This is a genomic window from Hydrogenophaga sp. ZJX-1 (assembly GCF_048590325.1).
Taxonomy (GTDB): Bacteria; Pseudomonadota; Gammaproteobacteria; order Burkholderiales; family Burkholderiaceae_C; genus Hydrogenophaga.
Genome location: NZ_JBMBRA010000004.1, coordinates 487,204 through 503,827, shown reverse-complemented (window position 1 = coordinate 503,827; position 16,624 = coordinate 487,204). Strand labels below are relative to the sequence as shown.

Below are 16,624 nucleotides of genomic sequence, written 5' to 3'. Positions count from 1 at the left end.
ATGCATCGGCGCTGCGCACACGCCGGCAATTCAGCTGTGCAATCGGTGACGCTGCGTGTTAACCCTGAGTTCCTGCGTCGCGTCTGCATACCAGCCTTGCGGCAACCGTGCGGGTCTGGTTCAACGCCGCTGCATAGACTCGCGGCACATGAAGATCGCCACCGTCACGCTCCGCCCTTGCACACAAGCACTGAGTGACCCCGAGTGGAAGTTTGCGCGCGCGCAGGTGCCGCAGCTCGACGGTTGGGTGCTCAGCCTGAGCGACGACGACGGCCACCAGGGCCTGGGCTATTGCCATGCGATCCCCGCCATTTCCACGCATGGCGCGGGCGCACAGGCCGGTCTTGAATTTCTCGCGCCCCGTTTGGTGGGTCGGCCCGTGGACGACCTCGCAGGCACCATGGAAGAGATCGACGCCACGCTGGCTTTCCAGCCGACGGTGAAAGCCGCCATCGACATGGCCTTGCACGATCTGTTGGCGCGCCGCCTCGGTGTGCCGGTGCATGTGCTGCTCGGTGGCAAGCTGCGCGATGCGGTGACCTTGTCGCGCATCCTTCCGATCAAGGCGCCTGAAGCGATGGCGACCCAGGCGGAACAGCTGGCGGCCGAAGGTTATGGCCAGCTCAAGCTCAAGCTCTCGGGCGACATGGCGCTGGATGTGCAGCGCGTGGCCGCCGTGCGCGCGGCCGTCGGCGACGCGATGACACTCACGCTCGACCCGAACCAGTCGTACAGCGCCAAGCAGATGATCAGCGCCTTCGCCAAGATGGAGTGTTACGACATCGCCTTGATCGAGCAGCCGGTGCCGGCCGCCGACATCGCGGGCCTGGCGCTGCTCACGCGCACCCTGCCCGTGGCCATCGAAGCCGACGAGAGTGCGCAGACCGTGCGCGACGTGTTCCGCCTGGTGTCCGAACGCACGGTGGATGTGATCAACCTCAAGATCACCAACCTCGGCGGCATCCGGCGCTTTCTGCAGGCCGTGAAGATATGCGAGGCCGGTCAGATGGGCTGTCGAATGGGCGCGGCCTTCGGTCCGGCGCTTCTGCAGGCGATGAGCCTGCAGGCCGCGAGTGTGGTCACGCGGTTGCCGTATGCCAGCGAACTGTCCGAGCACCTGCACCTGCAGGACGACCCCTTCACCCCGTTGCCGGTCGAACGCGGCACGCTGACCTTGCCCGGCGGACCCGGCTGCGGCGTGACCTGGCGCAATCCGGTGGCGTGACGTGACGCAGAGAAGCCTTTTCAATACCAAGGAGACACCATGACATCGAACTTCATCACCCGCCGCACCGTGCTGACACGTGGCGCGCAACTCGCGACCGTGGTCGCCTTCGGCGTTCCTGTGCTCAGCGCGTACGCGGCCTATCCCGACAAGCCGATCCGCCTGATTGTTCCGTTCCCGGCCGGGGGCGCAGCGGACACCATGGCGCGCACCCTGGGCGAGCGCATGACCACCGAGCTGGGCCAGCAGATCATCATTGACAACCGCGGCGGCGCAGGCGGCGCCCCTGCGGCAGAAGCTGCGGCGCGATCGGCACCCGACGGCCACACGCTGTTCTTCGGCACCATGGGCACCCACGCGATCAACGTCGCGCTGTATCCCAAGTTGCGCTACGACCCGGTGAAGGATTTCGCGCCCGTGGCGCTGACCCACATCACCCCGCGTGTGCTGGTGGTGGGCCCATCGGTCAAAGCGCGCAACGTGGCCGAACTGATCGCGCTGGCCAAGAGCAAGCCCGATGGGCTCACCTACGGTTCGGCAGGAAACGGCAGCTCCAGCCATCTGTCGGGCGCCTTGTTCGAGTCGATCACCGGCGTGAAAATGCTGCACATTCCTTACAAGGGCAGCGCGCCGCTGATGGCCGACGTGCTCGCCGGGCGCGTGGACATGACCTTTGATTCCTACACCGTGTACCAGGAGCACATCAAGGCCGGCAAGGTCGTTCCTCTCGCAGTGACGTCCCGCACCCGCATGGGCGTCGCGCCAACCCTGCCCACGCTGGAGGAAGCGGGGCTGCCGGGCTATGAAGTGTCCAACTGGCTGGGTGTGTTTGCCCCTGCGGGCACACCGGCTGGCATCGTGAAATCGCTCAACGCCGCCATTGGCCGTGCGCTGGCCGTGCCTGCGCTGCACGAACAGCTGGTGTCGCTCGGCATCGAACCGGCATTCAGCACGCCCGAGGCCCTGGGCACGCTGGTGCGCACCGAAATCCCGAAGTGGGCTGAGATCGTGAAGCGCTCGGGCGCCACGGTGGACTGATGCCGGGACTGCGCCGCCGTGTTCTGCTGAAGCAGGAAAGACACGTCCTTGAAGTGACGGTGGAAGGGCCGGACGACGGCTCGCCGCTGATCATGCTCGCTTCATCACAGCGCGATGCGGGCGATTTCGACGAGAGTGCCGCGTTGTTGGCCCAGGCGGGTTTCCGGGTGCTGCGACCCTGGCCGCGCGGCATGGGCGGGAGCAACGGCACGCAGGAGGGTTTGAGCCTCTACACGCTGGCGGCCGATGCGGTGTTTGCGCTGCAACGCCTGAGCAGCGGAGCGCCCGCGATCTGGCTTGGCCATGCCTTTGGTCATTTCGTGGCCCGTGTGGCCGATCTGGTGCACCCGTCGTCGGTGCGGGGTGTGGTGGTGGCTGCCGCAGCGGCCCGGGTATTTCCTGCCCACATGCCGGCGACATTGACCACCGCATCGGACACGTCGCTGCCCGATGCGCTGCGGCTGGCGGCCTTGCGCGAAGGGTTCTTTGCACCAGGCAATGACCCGGGGCCGTGGTTGCACGGTTGGCATCCCACTGTGCGTGCGGCCTACCGCGCTGCCGGTGCGGTGCCAGACAAGTCGGTGTGGTGGCCCGTGACCCATGCGCCGATCCTGGATTTGCAGGCCGAGCACGATCCGTGGCGTCCACCCGAAACGCGCAGCGAACTGCGAGACGCGCTGGGCGGGAAGGTGACGGTGCGCGTGATCGACAACGCCAGTCACGCGCTGCTGGTGGAACAACCACGTGCCGTTGCAGAGGCGGTTGTGGATTGGGTGGACAGCGCCGCGTTCAGCGGCCCGTGAACACCGGCGCGCGTTTCTCTGCGAACGCGCGCTGCGCTTCCTTCGCATCGTCTGTCTTGCCGATTTGCGCCGTCATGTCCTGCTCGTAGCGGTACCCGTCGCGCAAGGACATGTCCTCGATCACGTTGAGCGTGTGTTTTCCCATGCGGGTTGACACCGGGCTTTTGGAGGCAATGGTCTGCGCGATCTCCATCGCCCTGGGCAGCAGGTCTTCGGGTGTGGTGCACATCTCGGCGATGCCCAGGCGCACCAGTTCTTCGCCGCCCACGCGCATCCCGGTGAGGGCCATGCGGCGCAGTCGGGAATGGCTGAACAGGCGCATGGCGTGGCGACAGCCGCCCAGCAAGCCGACATCCACCTCGGGCAGGCCCAAGGTGGCTTTCTCCGACACCACGATGATGTCGCTGGACGCGACCATGGCCAGGCCCGAACCCAGCGCAGCGCCATTCACGGCCACCACCACCGGCTTCGCGCATTCGCGGATCGCATGGAAACACTCCCGCGTGCGGCGCGAGTGCGCCGGCAGGTCGCCCGGACCTTTGATGTTTTCGGCGCGTCCCTTCAGGTCGGCGCCAGCGCAGAAAACCTTGCCGGCGGCCGTGAGCACCACAGCGCGCACTTCGTCCATTTCGGATATGCGGTCCAGCGCCAGCGTGAGTTCGTCGTTGAGCGTGCGGGTGAGCGCGTTGACGGGCGGCGCGTTCATCGTGAGCGTCGCGACATGGCCGTCGAGTTGGTAGATGAGTTGGGTCAGGTCGTCCATGGTGTCTCTTTGGGTTGTCAGCAGATCGACCCATTGTGCCGAGCAGAACGCTGCCTGTTGCTGCGGGAAGCGCATAGCTGAATTGCGACCCGACTTGTTCCACGCGCTGCGACGGTGCGCGATATTCCGGGTCGCGCGAAAGCAGCGACCTGTTTCATGCCTGGCAACGAAGGAGACATTTCTTGAAACGTACCCGCTTGACATTGGCGACCACGGCCGGGCTGCTGGCCGCAGGCTGTGCCGGGTGAGGCAAACCCGTCGTCGCAGGGAAGGCCGCTCCGCTGGCCCCGGACTGTGGCGCGGTGCGGGCCCTGACCTTTGACAACACGGTGTTGCGCAGCGCGACGCTCGTGTCCATCTGGGATGGGTGCTGGTGGCAAACCCATGCCTGCGCATTGCTTGGTCAGAGGCGAATTCAGCCCGCGCAGCGGCGTCCACGGTGTGCACGACGGCATCAACTTCGAGCTGCGTCTGCCGCTGGCGTGGAACGGCCGGTTTCAGCTCCAGGGCGGTGGATGCCTGGGCATGAAGCTGCATGCGGCACAGGTTGGCTCCCTGTACGGCATCCAGGCTTTCGCGGCGATCGCGCCCGCCGACGCGGGGGACTCCCCATCCTCAGCCGTGTCTATTCGGACGGTGACCGCGCGCTGATTGTCAAGGGCCTGCTGCAGGCCCGCGATGCGCTCGACGGCGCGACCGATGGCCGACCCGAGAAACAGCAGAGATGAGCAGCTGTACCCCGGTATCCCGTGGGACACCGGCATCGGCGGCGCCACCTGGTGGACGCCAATCTCCGGCGACCTGAACGCCTCGGAAAGCTACCGCGGCGTGAATGGGGGCCATTGATCTCTCCAAGTTTCGTCTGCCACGGGCGCAGAGGCTGCGCAAATGATGGAAGGTGCTGAAGTTCACCGATCTCTGACCCGAAACCACCACTCCATCACAATTCCGTTCGCAATTGCCAGATTTCCGGGAAGAGAACGACGTCCAGCATCTTGCGCAGGTAGCTCACACCGCCGGTGCCGCCGGTGCCGCGCTTGAAGCCGATCACGCGTTCGACCGTGGTCACGTGGCGGAAGCGCCAGAGGCGGAAGGCGTCTTCGAGGTCGGTGAGTTCTTCGCCCAGCTGGTACAGGTCCCAGTGTTCCCTGGGGTTGCGGTAGACCTGCAGCCAGGCCTGTTCCACCGCCTCGCTGGACTCATAAGGCTTCGTCCAGTCGCGCTGCGTATGGCTCGCCGGCACGGCGATGCCGCGACGCGCGAGCAGGCGCAGGGCCTCGTCGTACAGCGATGGGGCCTCAAAGGCGGTCTGCACCATCGCCAGCCGCTCGGGACTGTGCGCATGGGGTTTGAGCATGGCGGCGTTCTTGTTACCGAGCGCGAATTCGATGCAGCGGTACTGGAAGCTCTGGAAGCCGCTGGAGTTGGCGAGGTAGGGCCGGATGGCGCTGTATTCGGGCGGTGTCATGGTGGCCAGCACATCCCAGGCGTGCACCAGCTGCTCCATGATCTTGCTCACGCGCGCGAGCTGTTTGAAGGCGGCGTTGAGTTCGTCCTCGGCGATGTTCTTCACCGCGGCGTTCAGCTCGTGCAGCATGAGCTTCATCCAGAGTTCGCTGGTCTGGTGCTGCACGATGAACAGCAGTTCGTCGTGTGCGGGCGAGAGCGGCTTCTGCGCGTTCAGGATGGCGTCAAGCTGCAGGTAGTCGCCGTAACTCATGTCACGACTGAAGTCGAGCTGGGCTTTTTCTTCGGCGACGATGGCTTCGGTGCGGGACGCGGGGGTTTCGTGGTGTGGACAGGCCATGGGGTGCTCCGGTTCAGGTGACGGCGTGTTTGCGGTTGAATTCGGGGCGCTGCCATTCGCCTGTTTCGAGCACCTGTTTCAGGTGCTCAACCGCGTTCCACACATCCACAAAGCCGATGTAGAGCGGGGTGAAGCCGAAGCGCAGGATGTCCTTGTGGCGACCACCATCGCCGGCGCGGTAGTCACCCACCACCCCGCGCGCGATCAGGGCCTGCACGATGGCGTAGGCGCCCTCGTCTCGGGTGAGGCAAACCTGCGAACCGCGCCGCACGTGGTCCCGCGGTGTGGCCAGACCCAGGCCGTGCCCGGCGCAGCGTTCTTCGACCAGCGTGATGAACAGGTCGGTCAGCGCCAGCGACTTGGTGCGCAGCGCGGCCATGCCACCGTGGGCCTCGGCGGCCAGCAGCGTGTCCACGCCGCATTCCAGTGCGGCCAGGCTGATCATGGGTTGTGTGCCGCACTGGTAGCGCGTGATGCCGGGGGCCGGCCGGTAGTCGGGTGTGAATTCGAACGGCGTGGCGTGGCCCCACCAGCCGGCCAGCGGCTGCCAGAAACGGTCGGCGTGTTGCGGGTTGACCCACACGAAGGCGGGCGCACCGGGGCCACCGTTCAGGTATTTGTAGCCGCAGCCGACCGCGTAGTCGGCGCCAGCGCCCGTCAGATCCACTGGCACGGCGCCTGCGCTGTGCGCGAGATCCCACACCATGAGCGCGCCCGCAGCGTGGGCCGCGGCGGTCACAGTGGGCATGTCGTGCATGGCGCCGGTGCGGTAATTCACGTGGGTCAGCATCAAGACCGCAACCTGCTCGTTCAGCGAGTCCGCGATCTCCTCGGGCTCCACCAGCAGCAGTTCGTAGCCGCGTTCCTTGCACAGCGCCTCGGCGATGTAGAGGTCGGTCGGAAAGTTGCTGCGCTCGCTCACGATGCGTTTGCGCTGCGGCGCGTCGGCGGCGGCCAGGTGCAGCGCGGCGGAGAGCACCTTGAACAGGTTGACCGAGGTGCTGTCGGTGGCCACCACGGTGCCCGGTGCGGCGCCGATCAACCGCGCGATCTTGTCGCCCACTTTCTGCGGCATGGCGAACCAGCCGTTCTTGTTCCAGCTCTGGATCAGGTCGGTGCCCCACTCGCGGGTCACGACGTCGGCCACACGGGCCGGGGCGGCGGCGGGCATCACGCCGAGCGAGTTGCCGTCGAGGTAGATGGTGGCCTCGGGGAGGGTGAAGAGCTTGCGCAGGTCCCGCAGCGGGTCTTGCGCGTCGAGGGCGATGCAGTGTTGTTGGGTGGTCATGGGTGTTGTCTCCTTCGGGAAATCACAGTTCGCGCAAGACAGCTCGCACCGGGCTGGCGTCAGCTGTGGTCAGTTTCAGGGGCAGGGCGATGAGCTCGTAGTCGCCTTCGGGCACGTCGTCGAGCAGCAGGTTTTCCAGCACGCGCAGGCCGCGGCGGCGGATCACCTGGTGGCTCTCCAGCGTCTTGCTGTCGGCGGGGTCGATGCTGGCGCTGTCGATGCCGATGAGCTTCACGCCGCGGTCGGCCAGCAGTGCAACCGTTTCCGGAGCAAAAGCCGGCAGCGCGTTGTCAAAGCGGTCTTGCGGCATGTGTTCGTAGACCCGCACCAGCACGCGAGGTGGCAGGGTCCTGAGCCCCCATGCTCCGCCGTTTCGCGGGTCGCTGTCCCCCTCGGGGGCTGGTCCGCCTTGGGCGTGACCCGGCGGCAAACCGTCGAGCGCGTGAGCCAGGTGTTCCGGCCGAACCAGCGGGCCGCAACCGATGGCGTGGATCACGCGGCACGGACCGAGAAAGGCGTCGAGCTCGACCGCACCGATGGCGGCGCCCGCGGGGTCGTAGTGCAGCGGCGCGTCGGCGTGTGCCCCCACGTGGGGCGAGAGCGTGATGGCGCTCACGTTGACCGGGCAGCCCGGTTCGATGCTCGCCACCCACTGCTGGGCATAGGCCGTATCACCCGGGAAAACCGGCGTGCTGGCGTTGACGGGGGGGGAAATGTCCCAGAGCTTTTTCATGGTCCGGCGAAGGTAGCACCGGTGAAAAAACCATGGTGTCGGTTATTTCCAACGGAAGATAATCATTTTAGGTCTAAACAAAATATTGGATTCACACCACCCGACGGATGCCCTGTGCCGTTCCGGATTTTTGTGAAAGTTTGATTTAAAGCAAATGAGAACCAATCTCGTTTGTTTACGCTCTGCCCACTTCTGTTCATTCATGGATGTGACCGTGTCCCTCTCCACACCCCAAGCGGTTTCCTGGCCTTTGCACGTTGACGATGATCTGGCGCCTGCCGATCGGGTGAGTGCCTTGCACCAGGGGCCGCTGCACACGCCGGGCGTGTTGCAGGCCTTCGCTCCGGCGCGTGACGACGACAGCCGCAAGACCTTGCGCCGGATGGCCGAAATCGGGTTCCTGCCCGGCGAGTCGGTGCGGGTGGTGTCGCGGGGCTGGTTGCGCGGCGGGCCGATCGCGGTGCGCGTGGGGCAGTCCACCTTCGCCTTGCGCGCCCACGAAGCGGCGTTGCTGCAGGTGCGCTGGGCCTTGAAGGTATGAGCGCCGCGCCGGGCCGCCCCAAGCCAGCTCGCACCGCAGTGCGAAGCACGGAGGCTTCCCAATGACCACAGGGGCGCCCCGGCTGGCCCTGCTCGGCAACCCGAACTGCGGAAAGACCGCGCTGTTCAACCTGCTCACCGGCCACCGGCAGAAGGTGGCCAACTATGCGGGCGTGACGGTCGAGCGCAAGCAGGGCTGGCTGACCACGCCGCAGGGCCGGCGCGCGCAACTGCTGGACCTGCCCGGCACCTACAGCCTGGACCCGCTGAGCCAGGACGAGCGGGTCACGCGCGACGTGGTGCAGGGGCGGCTGGCCGGCGAGGCCCGGCCCGACCTGCTGGTCTGCGTGGTCGATGTCACGCACCTGCAGCTCAACCTGCGGCTGGTGCTCGAAGCCCAGGCGCTGGGACTGCCGATGGTGCTGGTGCTCAACATGGCCGACGTGGCACAGGCGCAGGGGATGCGCATCGACACCGTGGCGTTGGCCGCAGAACTCGGCATGCCGGTGGTGTCCGCGGTGAGCGTGCAAAAAGACGGTGCGAAAGCGTTGCTGGCGCAACTGGACGTCTTGTTCACCCAGGGCCTTCCTGCGCCGCTGCCTGCCGCAGCCAATGCCGGCGTGGTGGACCCGGTGGCGCTCAACCAGCGGGTGCGGGAGGTGCTGGCGCTGACCCTGCAGGCACCTGCGAAGCGCTGGGGCCTGAGCGATCGCATCGACCGTTTTGCGCTGCATCCGCTGTGGGGCATGGTGCTGCTGGCGTTGATGCTGCTGTTCATGTTCCAGGCGGTGTTCGCCTGGGCGGCCTGGCCGATGGACGCGATCGAAGCGGGCATCGGTTTCGTGGGCGAGCAGGTGGCCACCCGCATGGGCGACGGCCCGCTGCGCAGCCTGCTGGTCGACGGGGTGATCGCGGGCGTGGGCGGAGTGCTGGTGTTCCTGCCGCAGATCCTGATCCTGTTCTTTTTCATCTTCCTGCTGGAGGACTCGGGGTACCTGCCGCGCGCGGCGTTTCTCATGGACCGCTGGATGGGGCTGGTGGGCCTCTCGGGCCGGTCCTTCATCCCGCTGCTGTCCAGCTTTGCCTGCGCCGTACCCGGCATCATGGCCACGCGCACCATCACCCACTGGCGCGACCGCTGGCTGACCATCCTGGTGGCGCCGCTGATGACCTGCTCGGCGCGGCTGCCGGTGTACGCCTTGTTGATCGGCGCCTTCATCCCGCAGCGCACGGTGGGAAGGGTGTTCAACCTGCAGGGACTGGTGCTGTTTGCGCTGTACGCCATGGGCATCGCCAGCGCGATGCTGGTGGCGTATGTGGTTTCGCGCCACAGTGGCAAGTGTCAGCCCACCCCGCTGCTGATGGAGCTGCCGGCCTACCGCTGGCCGAGCGCGCGCAACATCGCGCGCGGTCTGTGGGAACGGGGGGTGATCTTTGTGCGTCGGGTCGGCGGCATCATCCTGGCGCTCATGGTGCTGCTGTGGTTTCTCTCCAGCTACCCGGCGGCCCCCGAAGGCTTTGCCGGGTCGGCCGTGGCGCACAGCTTTGCCGGCCGTCTCGGTGGTGTGCTGGAGCCCTTGTTCGCGCCATTGGGCTTTGACTGGCGCATCGTGGTGGCGTTGATTCCGGCGATGGCGGCGCGCGAGGTGGTGGTGGCGGCCCTGGGCACGGTTTACGCGTTGTCCGCGCAGGGTGAGCAGGTGCACGAGGCGCTGGGCGCGTTGATCGCCGAACAATGGACCCTGCCCACCGCGCTGGCCTTGCTGGTGTGGTTTGTCTATGCGCCGCAGTGCGTGGCCACGCTGGCGGCCGTGCGGCGCGAAACCGGTCACTGGCGCCACGCCCTGGGCATGGCGGCCTACCTGTTTGCGCTGGCCTATCTGATGGCCTGGATCACCTACCGGGTCGCCGGGGCATGGGGCGCCACATGAGCCCCCGCCCGGCCGTTCCGACGGGGGCTCGCACCCCAGTGCGAAGCATGGAGGTCACCCAGTGAGCGTTCAAGGCTTCATCGTTGGCGTGTGTGTGCTGGTGGCACTGGGGTACGTGCTGCGGCCGAGCCTGCGGCGCTGGCTGCAGCCGGGTCGGCGGGCCAGCGGGAACACCGGGGGCGGTCAGCCTCCGGGTGCTTGCGGTGCCTGCTCGGCCTGTTCGGGTTGCCCCAAACCCAGGGCCTGAGCAGGCTGTGCGTCCAGCCCGGACGCCCGGTAACGCAGCACCTTGAGGGCGCGCTCGGGCGACGCGTCGGCGAAGCTGGCCGGGTTGGGCAGGCGTTCCACAAACACCAGTTCGGGTGCCTCGTCGCGCATCTGGTCTTGCAGAAACGCGGTGTCCAGCTCGGGCGCGTTGAGACACAGCAGCACCTCGCCGTCGGGCCGCAGCAGGTCCGGCAGGCGGCGCATGAGGCGGGCGTAGTCTTTGGTGGCGACGAAGCTGCCTTTCTGGTAGCTCGGCGGGTCCACGACGATGAGGTGGTAGGGGCCCGATCGTGTGAGCTTGCCCCAGGTCTTGAAGATGTCGTGGGCCAGGAAGCTGGCGCCGGCCTGCAGTCCGTTGAGCGCGTGGTTCTGTTGCCCGATGGCGATGGCGCCCGCGCTCATGTCCACGTTGACCACCTGCTTCGCGCCGCCCTGCAGCGCCGCCACCGAGAAAGCGCAGGTGTAGGCAAAGAGGTTGAGCACCTTGGCGCCCGCGGCGTGCTCACGCACCCACTGGCGCCCTTCGGCCATGTCGAGGAACAGACCGTGGTTTTGCCCTTTGAGCACGTGCACCAGGTAGCGCGCACCGCGTTCGCTCACCACGTGGGGCTCGGGCACGCTGCCGGCCATCAACCGGGTTTCGCTGCGACCTTCGTGCCGGCTCTGGAACACCCAGTTCAGCGGTTCACCGGGTGCGATCTGCCCGTGGCGCGCGGTGAGCGCGGCCGACACCGTGGCCAGTTCGTCGTCGCTGGCTTCGCCAAACCGGGTCAGCACCCACACCGGTGGGTACGCATCCAGCGTCCAGGCTTCACAACCCGGGTGCAGGCCGCCCCGGCCGTGGAAGAGGCGCTGGGCGTCGGTGGGCATGGCCATCGTGGCGATGGTGTCGAGCAGGGCTTGCATGTTCAGTGTTCCGGCGAGTCACCCAGCGGCGGCAGGCCGTGGCGGCGGCGCGCCTGGCCACAGGCGTCGCTGCCTTCTTCGAACTCGCGGCAGGGGTTGGGCCGCCACTCGTAGATGCCGCAGGTGGCTTTTTCGCCGATGCGGCCCGACAGCGCGGCGCAACGGGGTTGCCCGTGGTCGGTGCCGCGCATGCGGCTGATGGTGTCGGTGACCGAGACGGTGAGCCCGTCGGGCACGCTGCCCCCTGCGGCCTGCGTTTCGCAGACCGAGAAATCCACGCGAAAGCTCGCGCAACAGGCGCCGCAGCTGGTGCAGGCACTCACTGGACGATCCTCCGTGCCGCGCGCTGCGGGGCTGAGCGCCTTCGGAGCGGCCGGGTGCTGCTCATGGCCGCGCCGCACTGGTCCGGCGCATCAGGCCAGGCGCCCCAGCAGCAGGTATTCCATGAGTGCCTTCTGCACGTGCATGCGGTTTTCCGCCTCGTCCCAGACGACCGATTGCGGGCCGTCGATGACTTCGGCGCTCACCTCTTCGCCGCGGTGCGCGGGCAGGCAGTGCATGAAGAGCGCGTCGGGTTTGGCCACGGCCATCATGGCTTCGTCCACGCACCACTGCGCGAACGCGGCACGGCGCACCTCGTTCTCGGCCTCGTAGCCCATGCTGGTCCAGACGTCGGTGGTCACCAGGTCGGCGCCTTTGCAGGCTTCCTTCGGGTCCTTGAACACCTTGTAGCAGGCCGGGTTGGAGACGCCGGCGAGCTTCGGGTCGACTTCGTAGCCACTGGGCGTGCTCACGTGCACGGTGAAGCCCAGCAGTTCGGCCGCCTGCAGCCAGGTGTTGGCCATGTTGTTGCCGTCACCGACCCAGGCCACGACCTTGCCCTTGATGGCTTCGAGCGGGTTGCCGCTGGCGGCCGGTCGGTACTCGACCATCGTGAACAGGTCGGCCAGGATCTGGCAGGGGTGGAATTCGTTGGTCAGGCCGTTGATGACCGGCACGCGCGAGTGCTCGGCGAAGCGCTCCAGCTTGCTCTGCTCGTAGGTGCGGATCATCACCAGATCGACCATGCGGCTGATGACCTTGGCGCTGTCTTCAATCGGTTCGGCGCGGCCGAGCTGGCTGTCGCCCGTGGTCAGGTGCACCACCGAACCGCCGAGCTGGTACATGCCGGCCTCGAAGCTCACGCGGGTGCGCGTGCTGGCCTTCTCGAAGATCATGGCCAGGGTGCGGTCCGGGTCGGCGAACGGCTGGTGCTTTTCGACGGCCTTGAACTTCGCCTTGATGAAGGCGGCGCGCGTGAGCAGGTAGGCGTACTCGTCGGCGCTCAGGTCCTTGAACTGGAGGTAGTGGCGGAGTTTCATGCGTTTTCTGCCAGGAAAGAAACAATGATCGGCAACAGGATGGCCGCGACTTCGTCGGCCTCGGCGGTGGTCATGATCAGCGGCGGTACCAGGCGGATCACGCTGTCGGCTGTGACCGACAGCAGCAGGCCGGCGTCGGCCGCGCGCTGCGTGATCACGCCGCAGGGCTTGTCCAGCTCGATGCCGATCATCAGGCCCTGGCCGCGAATGTCTTTCACGCCGGGCTTGCCGAGCAGGGCGGAGTCGAGCTGGCCGCGCAGGTGTGCGCCCACCGTGGCCGCGTTTTCCAGCAGGCCCTCTTCTTCCATGATGCGGATGGTCTCCACCCCGGCGCGCATGGCCAGCGGGTTGCCGCCGAAGGTGGTGCCGTGGTTGCCCGGCTGGAAGATGTGGGCGGCTTTCGGACCGGCAACCACGGCGCCGATCGGCACGCCCGAGCCCAGGCCCTTGGCCAGTGGCATCACGTCGGGCTGGATGCCGGCCCACTGGTGCGCAAACCACTTGCCGGTGCGGCCCATGCCGCACTGCACCTCGTCGATCATCAGCAGCCAGTCCTGTGCGTCGCACAGTGCGCGCACCTCCTGCAGGTACTGCGCGCGCATCGGGTTCACGCCGCCTTCGCCCTGGATGGTTTCAAAGAACACCGCCACCACGTTGGGGTTGCCCACGGTGGCCTTTTTCAGGGCTTCGATGTCGTTGAGCGGCACGCGGATGAAGCCTTCGACCAGCGGACCGAAGCCGGCCTGCACCTTGGGGTTGCCGGTGGCCGAGAGCGTGGCGATGCTGCGGCCGTGAAAGGCTTTTTCGTAGACCACGATCTCCGGGCGTTCGATGCCCTTGTCGTGGCCGTACTTGCGCGCCAGTTTCAGCGCGGCTTCGTTGGCCTCCAGGCCGGAGCTGCAGAAGAACACGTTGGTCATGCCCGAACGTTCCACCAGCATCCGGGCCAGCACTTCCTGGTTGGGCACGTGGTAGTAGTTGCTGGAGTGGATCAGCTTGGCCACCTGGTCCTGCAGCGCAGGCACCAACTTGGGGTGGGCGTGGCCCAGGGTGTTGACGGCGATGCCGGCCAGCGCGTCCAGGTATTCCTTGCCGTTCACATCCCAGACGCGGCAGCCTCGGCCATGCGACATCGCGATCGGCAAGCGGCCGTAGGTGTTCATCACGTGGGGCGACGAGGGGACGGCGGTGGCGGCGGCATTCATGCGGGACTCCGGTGGGGAAGGGCCAAAAGAAAGCGGCTCAACGAAGGTTGAGCCGTTGAAAAGCGATTTTAGGGGCAGGAGCGGGCATCATCATTGCTTGTTCCGCATCGCTGTCATGAAGCCATGGCAGCCTGTGGTCAACCGACCGGAGCCCCGGGTTATCCCTGAGTTCAGGTCTTATATAAGATAGAATACCTGCCATCCACCCCGGCCAGCGATCCTCGGTCTGGCGGTGGTCATGCGTCCCTTCCAGGGCCCTCCATCCGAAGGCTTCCCCGATGGTTTCACCGACTGCCAAACAAGTGTTCATCCAGGGCGTCACACGCAGTGGCCGCACCTTTCGCCCCAGCGACTGGGCCGAACGTCTGGCCGGCGTGATGAGCCAGTTCCGCCCCGGCGGCGGCGTGGTCCGTCAGGGCAGTCACATCGCGTATTCGCCCTGGTGCGTGCCCACGGTCATGAACGGCGTCAAGGTCGTCATCGTCCACACCGATCTGCGCGAAGCCGAACCCATGGCCTGGGACTTCGTCATGCACTTTGCGCGCGACAACGACCTGCAGGTGGCCGAAGGCTGCGTGCTGCCGGAGCCGGCCGCAAAACCCTGAACCACCTGGCCAAGGCCACTTGAGCAGTGGACAGGCAACAAAAAACCGCCCGAAGGCGGTTTTTTGCTTTTCTTTGCTGGCAGCGCACCCGTTTCAAACGGCAGACCCCGAGGGGTCCGGGCTGGTGGCCTGACGGATCAGGCCGGTGGGGTGGTCAGGCGGTGGCGAGTGCCAGTGCCTTGACCTTGGCGGACAGGCGGCTCTTGTCGCGAGCGGCCTTGTTTTTGTGGAAGATGCCCTTGTCGGCAATGATGTCCACAACGCCTTGCATCTTGGAGAAGAGTTCGGTGGCCTTGGTCTTGTCGCCGGCCAGAACCGCTTTTTCAACGTTCTTGACGGCGGTGCGGTATTTGGAACGCAGCGAGGTGTTCGCGGCGTTGATCTTGATGTCCTGGCGGACGCGTTTGCGGCCAGATGCCAGACGGGGGTTCTTTTTCTTCGGCTTGGTTGCCATGGTGAATTTCCTTCAGATGTTTGGGGATGATGCCCAGCAAAGCCCGCGATTTTAGCATGGTGCCGCCAGCCTGGGTAGCGTGTCCGCCGGGCGTCGGGTGTGCGTGGTTACACTGGCGGCCGTGTCCCTGTTCAAATCCGCCTCCCTGGTCTCCCTGCTGACGCTGGCCTCACGCATCACCGGGCTGGTGCGCGAACTGCTGATGGCGTCCACCTTTGGTGCCAGCGCCCTGACCGACGCCTTCAACGTCGCTTTCCGCATCCCCAACCTGCTGCGCCGGCTGTTCGCCGAAGGCGCGTTCAGTCAGGCGTTCGTGCCCGTGCTGGCCGGTGTGCGTGAAAAGGAGGGCGACGCCGCCACCCGCCAGATGGTGGACCAGATCGCCACCGTGCTGGCCTGGGCGCTGACCGCCACCTGCGTGCTGGGCGTGGCCGGGGCGCCGGTGCTGGTCTGGGCCATGGCCAGCGGCCTGAAGCAGAGCCCCGACGGCTTTGAGGCCGCCGTCTTCATGACGCGCTGGATGTTTCCCTACATCGCCTTCATGTCGTTTGTGGCGCTGTCGGCCGGCATCCTGAACACCTGGAAGCGCTTTGCCGTGCCGGCGGCCACGCCGGTGCTGCTCAACGTGGCCATGATCTCGGCCGCGTACTGGGGCGCACCCTGGTTCAAGAGCCTGGGCATCCAGCCCATCTACGCCATGGCGGGCGGGGTGTTGCTGGGCGGTGCGCTGCAGCTGGGGGTGCAGATCCCGGTCTTGCTGCGGCTGGGCATGTTGCCGCGCATCCGTTTGCGCTGGTCGTCGCTGAAAACCGCCTGGAACCACCCCGGCACGCGCCGCGTGACCACGCTGATGCTGCCGGCCCTGCTGGGGGTCAGCGTGGCGCAGATTTCGCTGTTGATCAACACCCAGATCGCGTCGCACCTGGCCACTGGCAGCGTGAGCTGGCTCACCTATGCCGACCGCCTGATGGAATTTCCCACCGCCATGCTGGGCGTCGCGCTGGGCGTGGTGCTGCTGCCCCAGCTGGCGGCCGCCAAAGCGGCCGAAGATGCCCAGCGCTACAGCAACCTGCTCGACTGGGGCCTGCGACTGGTGGTGCTGCTGGCCGTGCCCTGTGCGGTGGCGCTGCTGACTTTTGCCAAACCGCTGGTGGCCGTGCTCTACCACTACGGTGCCTTCACCGCGGCCGACGTGCAGCAGACCACCGGCGCCCTGATGGGCTACGGTGCCGGCCTGATCGGGTTGATCGCCATCAAGGTGCTGGCGCCCGGTTTTTACGCCCGCCAGGACATCCGCACGCCGGTGAAGATCGCGGTGGTGGTGCTGGTGCTGACCCAGCTGATGAACCTGCTGTTCGTGCCTTACCTGGCCCACGCCGGGCTGGCGCTGGCCATCGGCATCGGGGCCATGGTCAATGCGCTGTGGCTGTTGATCGGCCTGCTGCGCCGCGGGGCCTACACGCCCTCACCCGGCTGGGCGCGTTTTGCCCTGCAGGTGGTCGCCGCCAGCGCGCTGATGTCCGTGTTCCTGATGTGGTCTGCCGCGCGCTTCAACTGGCTGGGCTTTGAGGGCCTGGCGCTGCAGCGTGTGGGCCTGCTGGCCCTGTGCGTGGTGGGAGCGGCCCTGATCTATTTCCTGAGCCTGACCGTGGCCGGTTTGAAACTTCGCCAATTCGTCCGAAAATGAAGTCCGCTGCA

Annotated in this window: 17 protein-coding genes; 8 read left to right on the top strand and 9 right to left on the bottom strand. The window is 66.5% G+C overall.

Annotated features, from left to right (window positions below; translation table 11 throughout):
* Positions 1-148 precede the first annotated feature (148 nt).
* The 3 genes from ACN5W5_RS14300 to ACN5W5_RS14290 are packed head-to-tail and all read left to right on the top strand — an operon-like array spanning position 149 to position 3,066.
* On the top strand, positions 149-1,225 hold the full coding sequence (locus ACN5W5_RS14300) for a mandelate racemase/muconate lactonizing enzyme family protein (protein WP_420049154.1): 1,077 nt from the start codon (positions 149-151) through the stop codon (positions 1,223-1,225).
* 39 nt (positions 1,226-1,264) lie between these two features.
* The gene (locus ACN5W5_RS14295) at positions 1,265-2,263 is read left to right on the top strand and encodes a Bug family tripartite tricarboxylate transporter substrate binding protein (RefSeq protein ID WP_420049153.1); all 999 of its coding nucleotides are present in this window, start codon (positions 1,265-1,267) and stop codon (positions 2,261-2,263) included.
* Positions 2,263-3,066, top strand: coding sequence for an alpha/beta fold hydrolase (locus ACN5W5_RS14290; protein ID WP_420049152.1), 804 nt, complete (start codon positions 2,263-2,265; stop codon positions 3,064-3,066). Before ACN5W5_RS14295 ends, ACN5W5_RS14290 begins: the two co-directional genes overlap by 1 nt.
* Here the strand turns inward: ACN5W5_RS14290 and ACN5W5_RS14285 are convergent.
* On the bottom strand, positions 3,053-3,829 hold the full coding sequence (locus tag ACN5W5_RS14285; protein WP_420049151.1) for an enoyl-CoA hydratase/isomerase family protein: 777 nt from the start codon (positions 3,827-3,829) through the stop codon (positions 3,053-3,055). The genes ACN5W5_RS14290 and ACN5W5_RS14285 overlap by 14 nt on opposite strands.
* Before the next feature lie 384 nt (positions 3,830-4,213).
* Here ACN5W5_RS14285 and ACN5W5_RS14280 point away from each other — a divergent pair, with 384 nt between their 5' ends.
* Positions 4,214-4,480, top strand: coding sequence for a hypothetical protein (locus ACN5W5_RS14280; protein ID WP_420049150.1), 267 nt, complete (start codon positions 4,214-4,216; stop codon positions 4,478-4,480).
* A gap of 289 nt (positions 4,481-4,769) precedes the next feature.
* Here ACN5W5_RS14280 and kynA read toward each other — a convergent pair whose 3' ends face one another.
* Genes kynA through ACN5W5_RS14265 form a run of 3 tightly spaced genes read right to left on the bottom strand, consistent with a single transcriptional unit; the run spans position 4,770 to position 7,657 of the window.
* Positions 4,770-5,636, bottom strand: a complete 867-nt coding sequence (gene kynA, locus ACN5W5_RS14275; RefSeq protein ID WP_420049149.1) for a tryptophan 2,3-dioxygenase — start codon at positions 5,634-5,636, stop codon at positions 4,770-4,772.
* 13 nt (positions 5,637-5,649) lie between these two features.
* A complete protein-coding gene (gene kynU / locus ACN5W5_RS14270; RefSeq protein WP_420049148.1) occupies positions 5,650-6,924 on the bottom strand; it encodes a kynureninase in 1,275 nt (424 codons plus the stop codon).
* Between the two features lie 22 nt (positions 6,925-6,946).
* Entirely contained in the window at positions 6,947-7,657 is a 711-nt protein-coding gene (locus ACN5W5_RS14265) for a cyclase family protein (protein ID WP_420049147.1), read from the bottom strand.
* A gap of 214 nt (positions 7,658-7,871) precedes the next feature.
* Here ACN5W5_RS14265 and ACN5W5_RS14260 point away from each other — a divergent pair, with 214 nt between their 5' ends.
* Together ACN5W5_RS14260 and feoB are read left to right on the top strand one after the other, a co-directional pair.
* On the top strand, positions 7,872-8,198 hold the full coding sequence (locus ACN5W5_RS14260) for a FeoA family protein (RefSeq protein ID WP_420049146.1): 327 nt from the start codon (positions 7,872-7,874) through the stop codon (positions 8,196-8,198).
* A 61-nt stretch (positions 8,199-8,259) separates the two neighbouring features.
* Positions 8,260-10,128, top strand: coding sequence for a ferrous iron transporter B (gene feoB / locus ACN5W5_RS14255; protein ID WP_420049145.1), 1,869 nt, complete (start codon positions 8,260-8,262; stop codon positions 10,126-10,128).
* Between the two features lie 183 nt (positions 10,129-10,311).
* On the opposite strand, the gene ACN5W5_RS14250 is transcribed toward feoB, so the two are convergent.
* From ACN5W5_RS14250 to ACN5W5_RS14235, 4 genes are all read right to left on the bottom strand, one after another.
* Positions 10,312-11,301 (bottom strand): class I SAM-dependent methyltransferase, encoded by a 990-nt coding sequence (locus tag ACN5W5_RS14250; RefSeq protein WP_420049144.1) that lies wholly within the window; start codon positions 11,299-11,301, stop codon positions 10,312-10,314.
* 2 nt (positions 11,302-11,303) lie between these two features.
* The gene (locus ACN5W5_RS14245) at positions 11,304-11,624 is read right to left on the bottom strand and encodes a YkgJ family cysteine cluster protein (RefSeq protein WP_420049143.1); all 321 of its coding nucleotides are present in this window, start codon (positions 11,622-11,624) and stop codon (positions 11,304-11,306) included.
* Between the two features lie 90 nt (positions 11,625-11,714).
* Positions 11,715-12,662 (bottom strand): ornithine carbamoyltransferase, encoded by a 948-nt coding sequence (gene argF / locus ACN5W5_RS14240; protein WP_420049142.1) that lies wholly within the window; start codon positions 12,660-12,662, stop codon positions 11,715-11,717.
* Entirely contained in the window at positions 12,659-13,867 is a 1,209-nt protein-coding gene (locus tag ACN5W5_RS14235; protein WP_420049141.1) for an aspartate aminotransferase family protein, read from the bottom strand. The genes argF and ACN5W5_RS14235 overlap by 4 nt, the downstream gene beginning before the upstream one ends.
* A 278-nt stretch (positions 13,868-14,145) precedes the next feature.
* Between ACN5W5_RS14235 and ACN5W5_RS14230 the strand changes: the two genes are divergently transcribed.
* A complete protein-coding gene (locus tag ACN5W5_RS14230) occupies positions 14,146-14,472 on the top strand; it encodes a DUF3579 domain-containing protein (RefSeq protein WP_290971267.1) in 327 nt (108 codons plus the stop codon).
* 154 nt (positions 14,473-14,626) lie between these two features.
* Here the strand turns inward: ACN5W5_RS14230 and rpsT are convergent, their stop codons facing one another.
* A complete protein-coding gene (rpsT, locus tag ACN5W5_RS14225) occupies positions 14,627-14,926 on the bottom strand; it encodes a 30S ribosomal protein S20 (protein ID WP_226462997.1) in 300 nt (99 codons plus the stop codon).
* A 121-nt stretch (positions 14,927-15,047) separates the two neighbouring features.
* On the opposite strand from rpsT, the gene murJ reads away from it, so the two are divergent.
* A complete protein-coding gene (gene murJ / locus ACN5W5_RS14220; protein ID WP_420049140.1) occupies positions 15,048-16,613 on the top strand; it encodes a murein biosynthesis integral membrane protein MurJ in 1,566 nt (521 codons plus the stop codon).
* Positions 16,614-16,624: the final 11 nt, after the last annotated feature.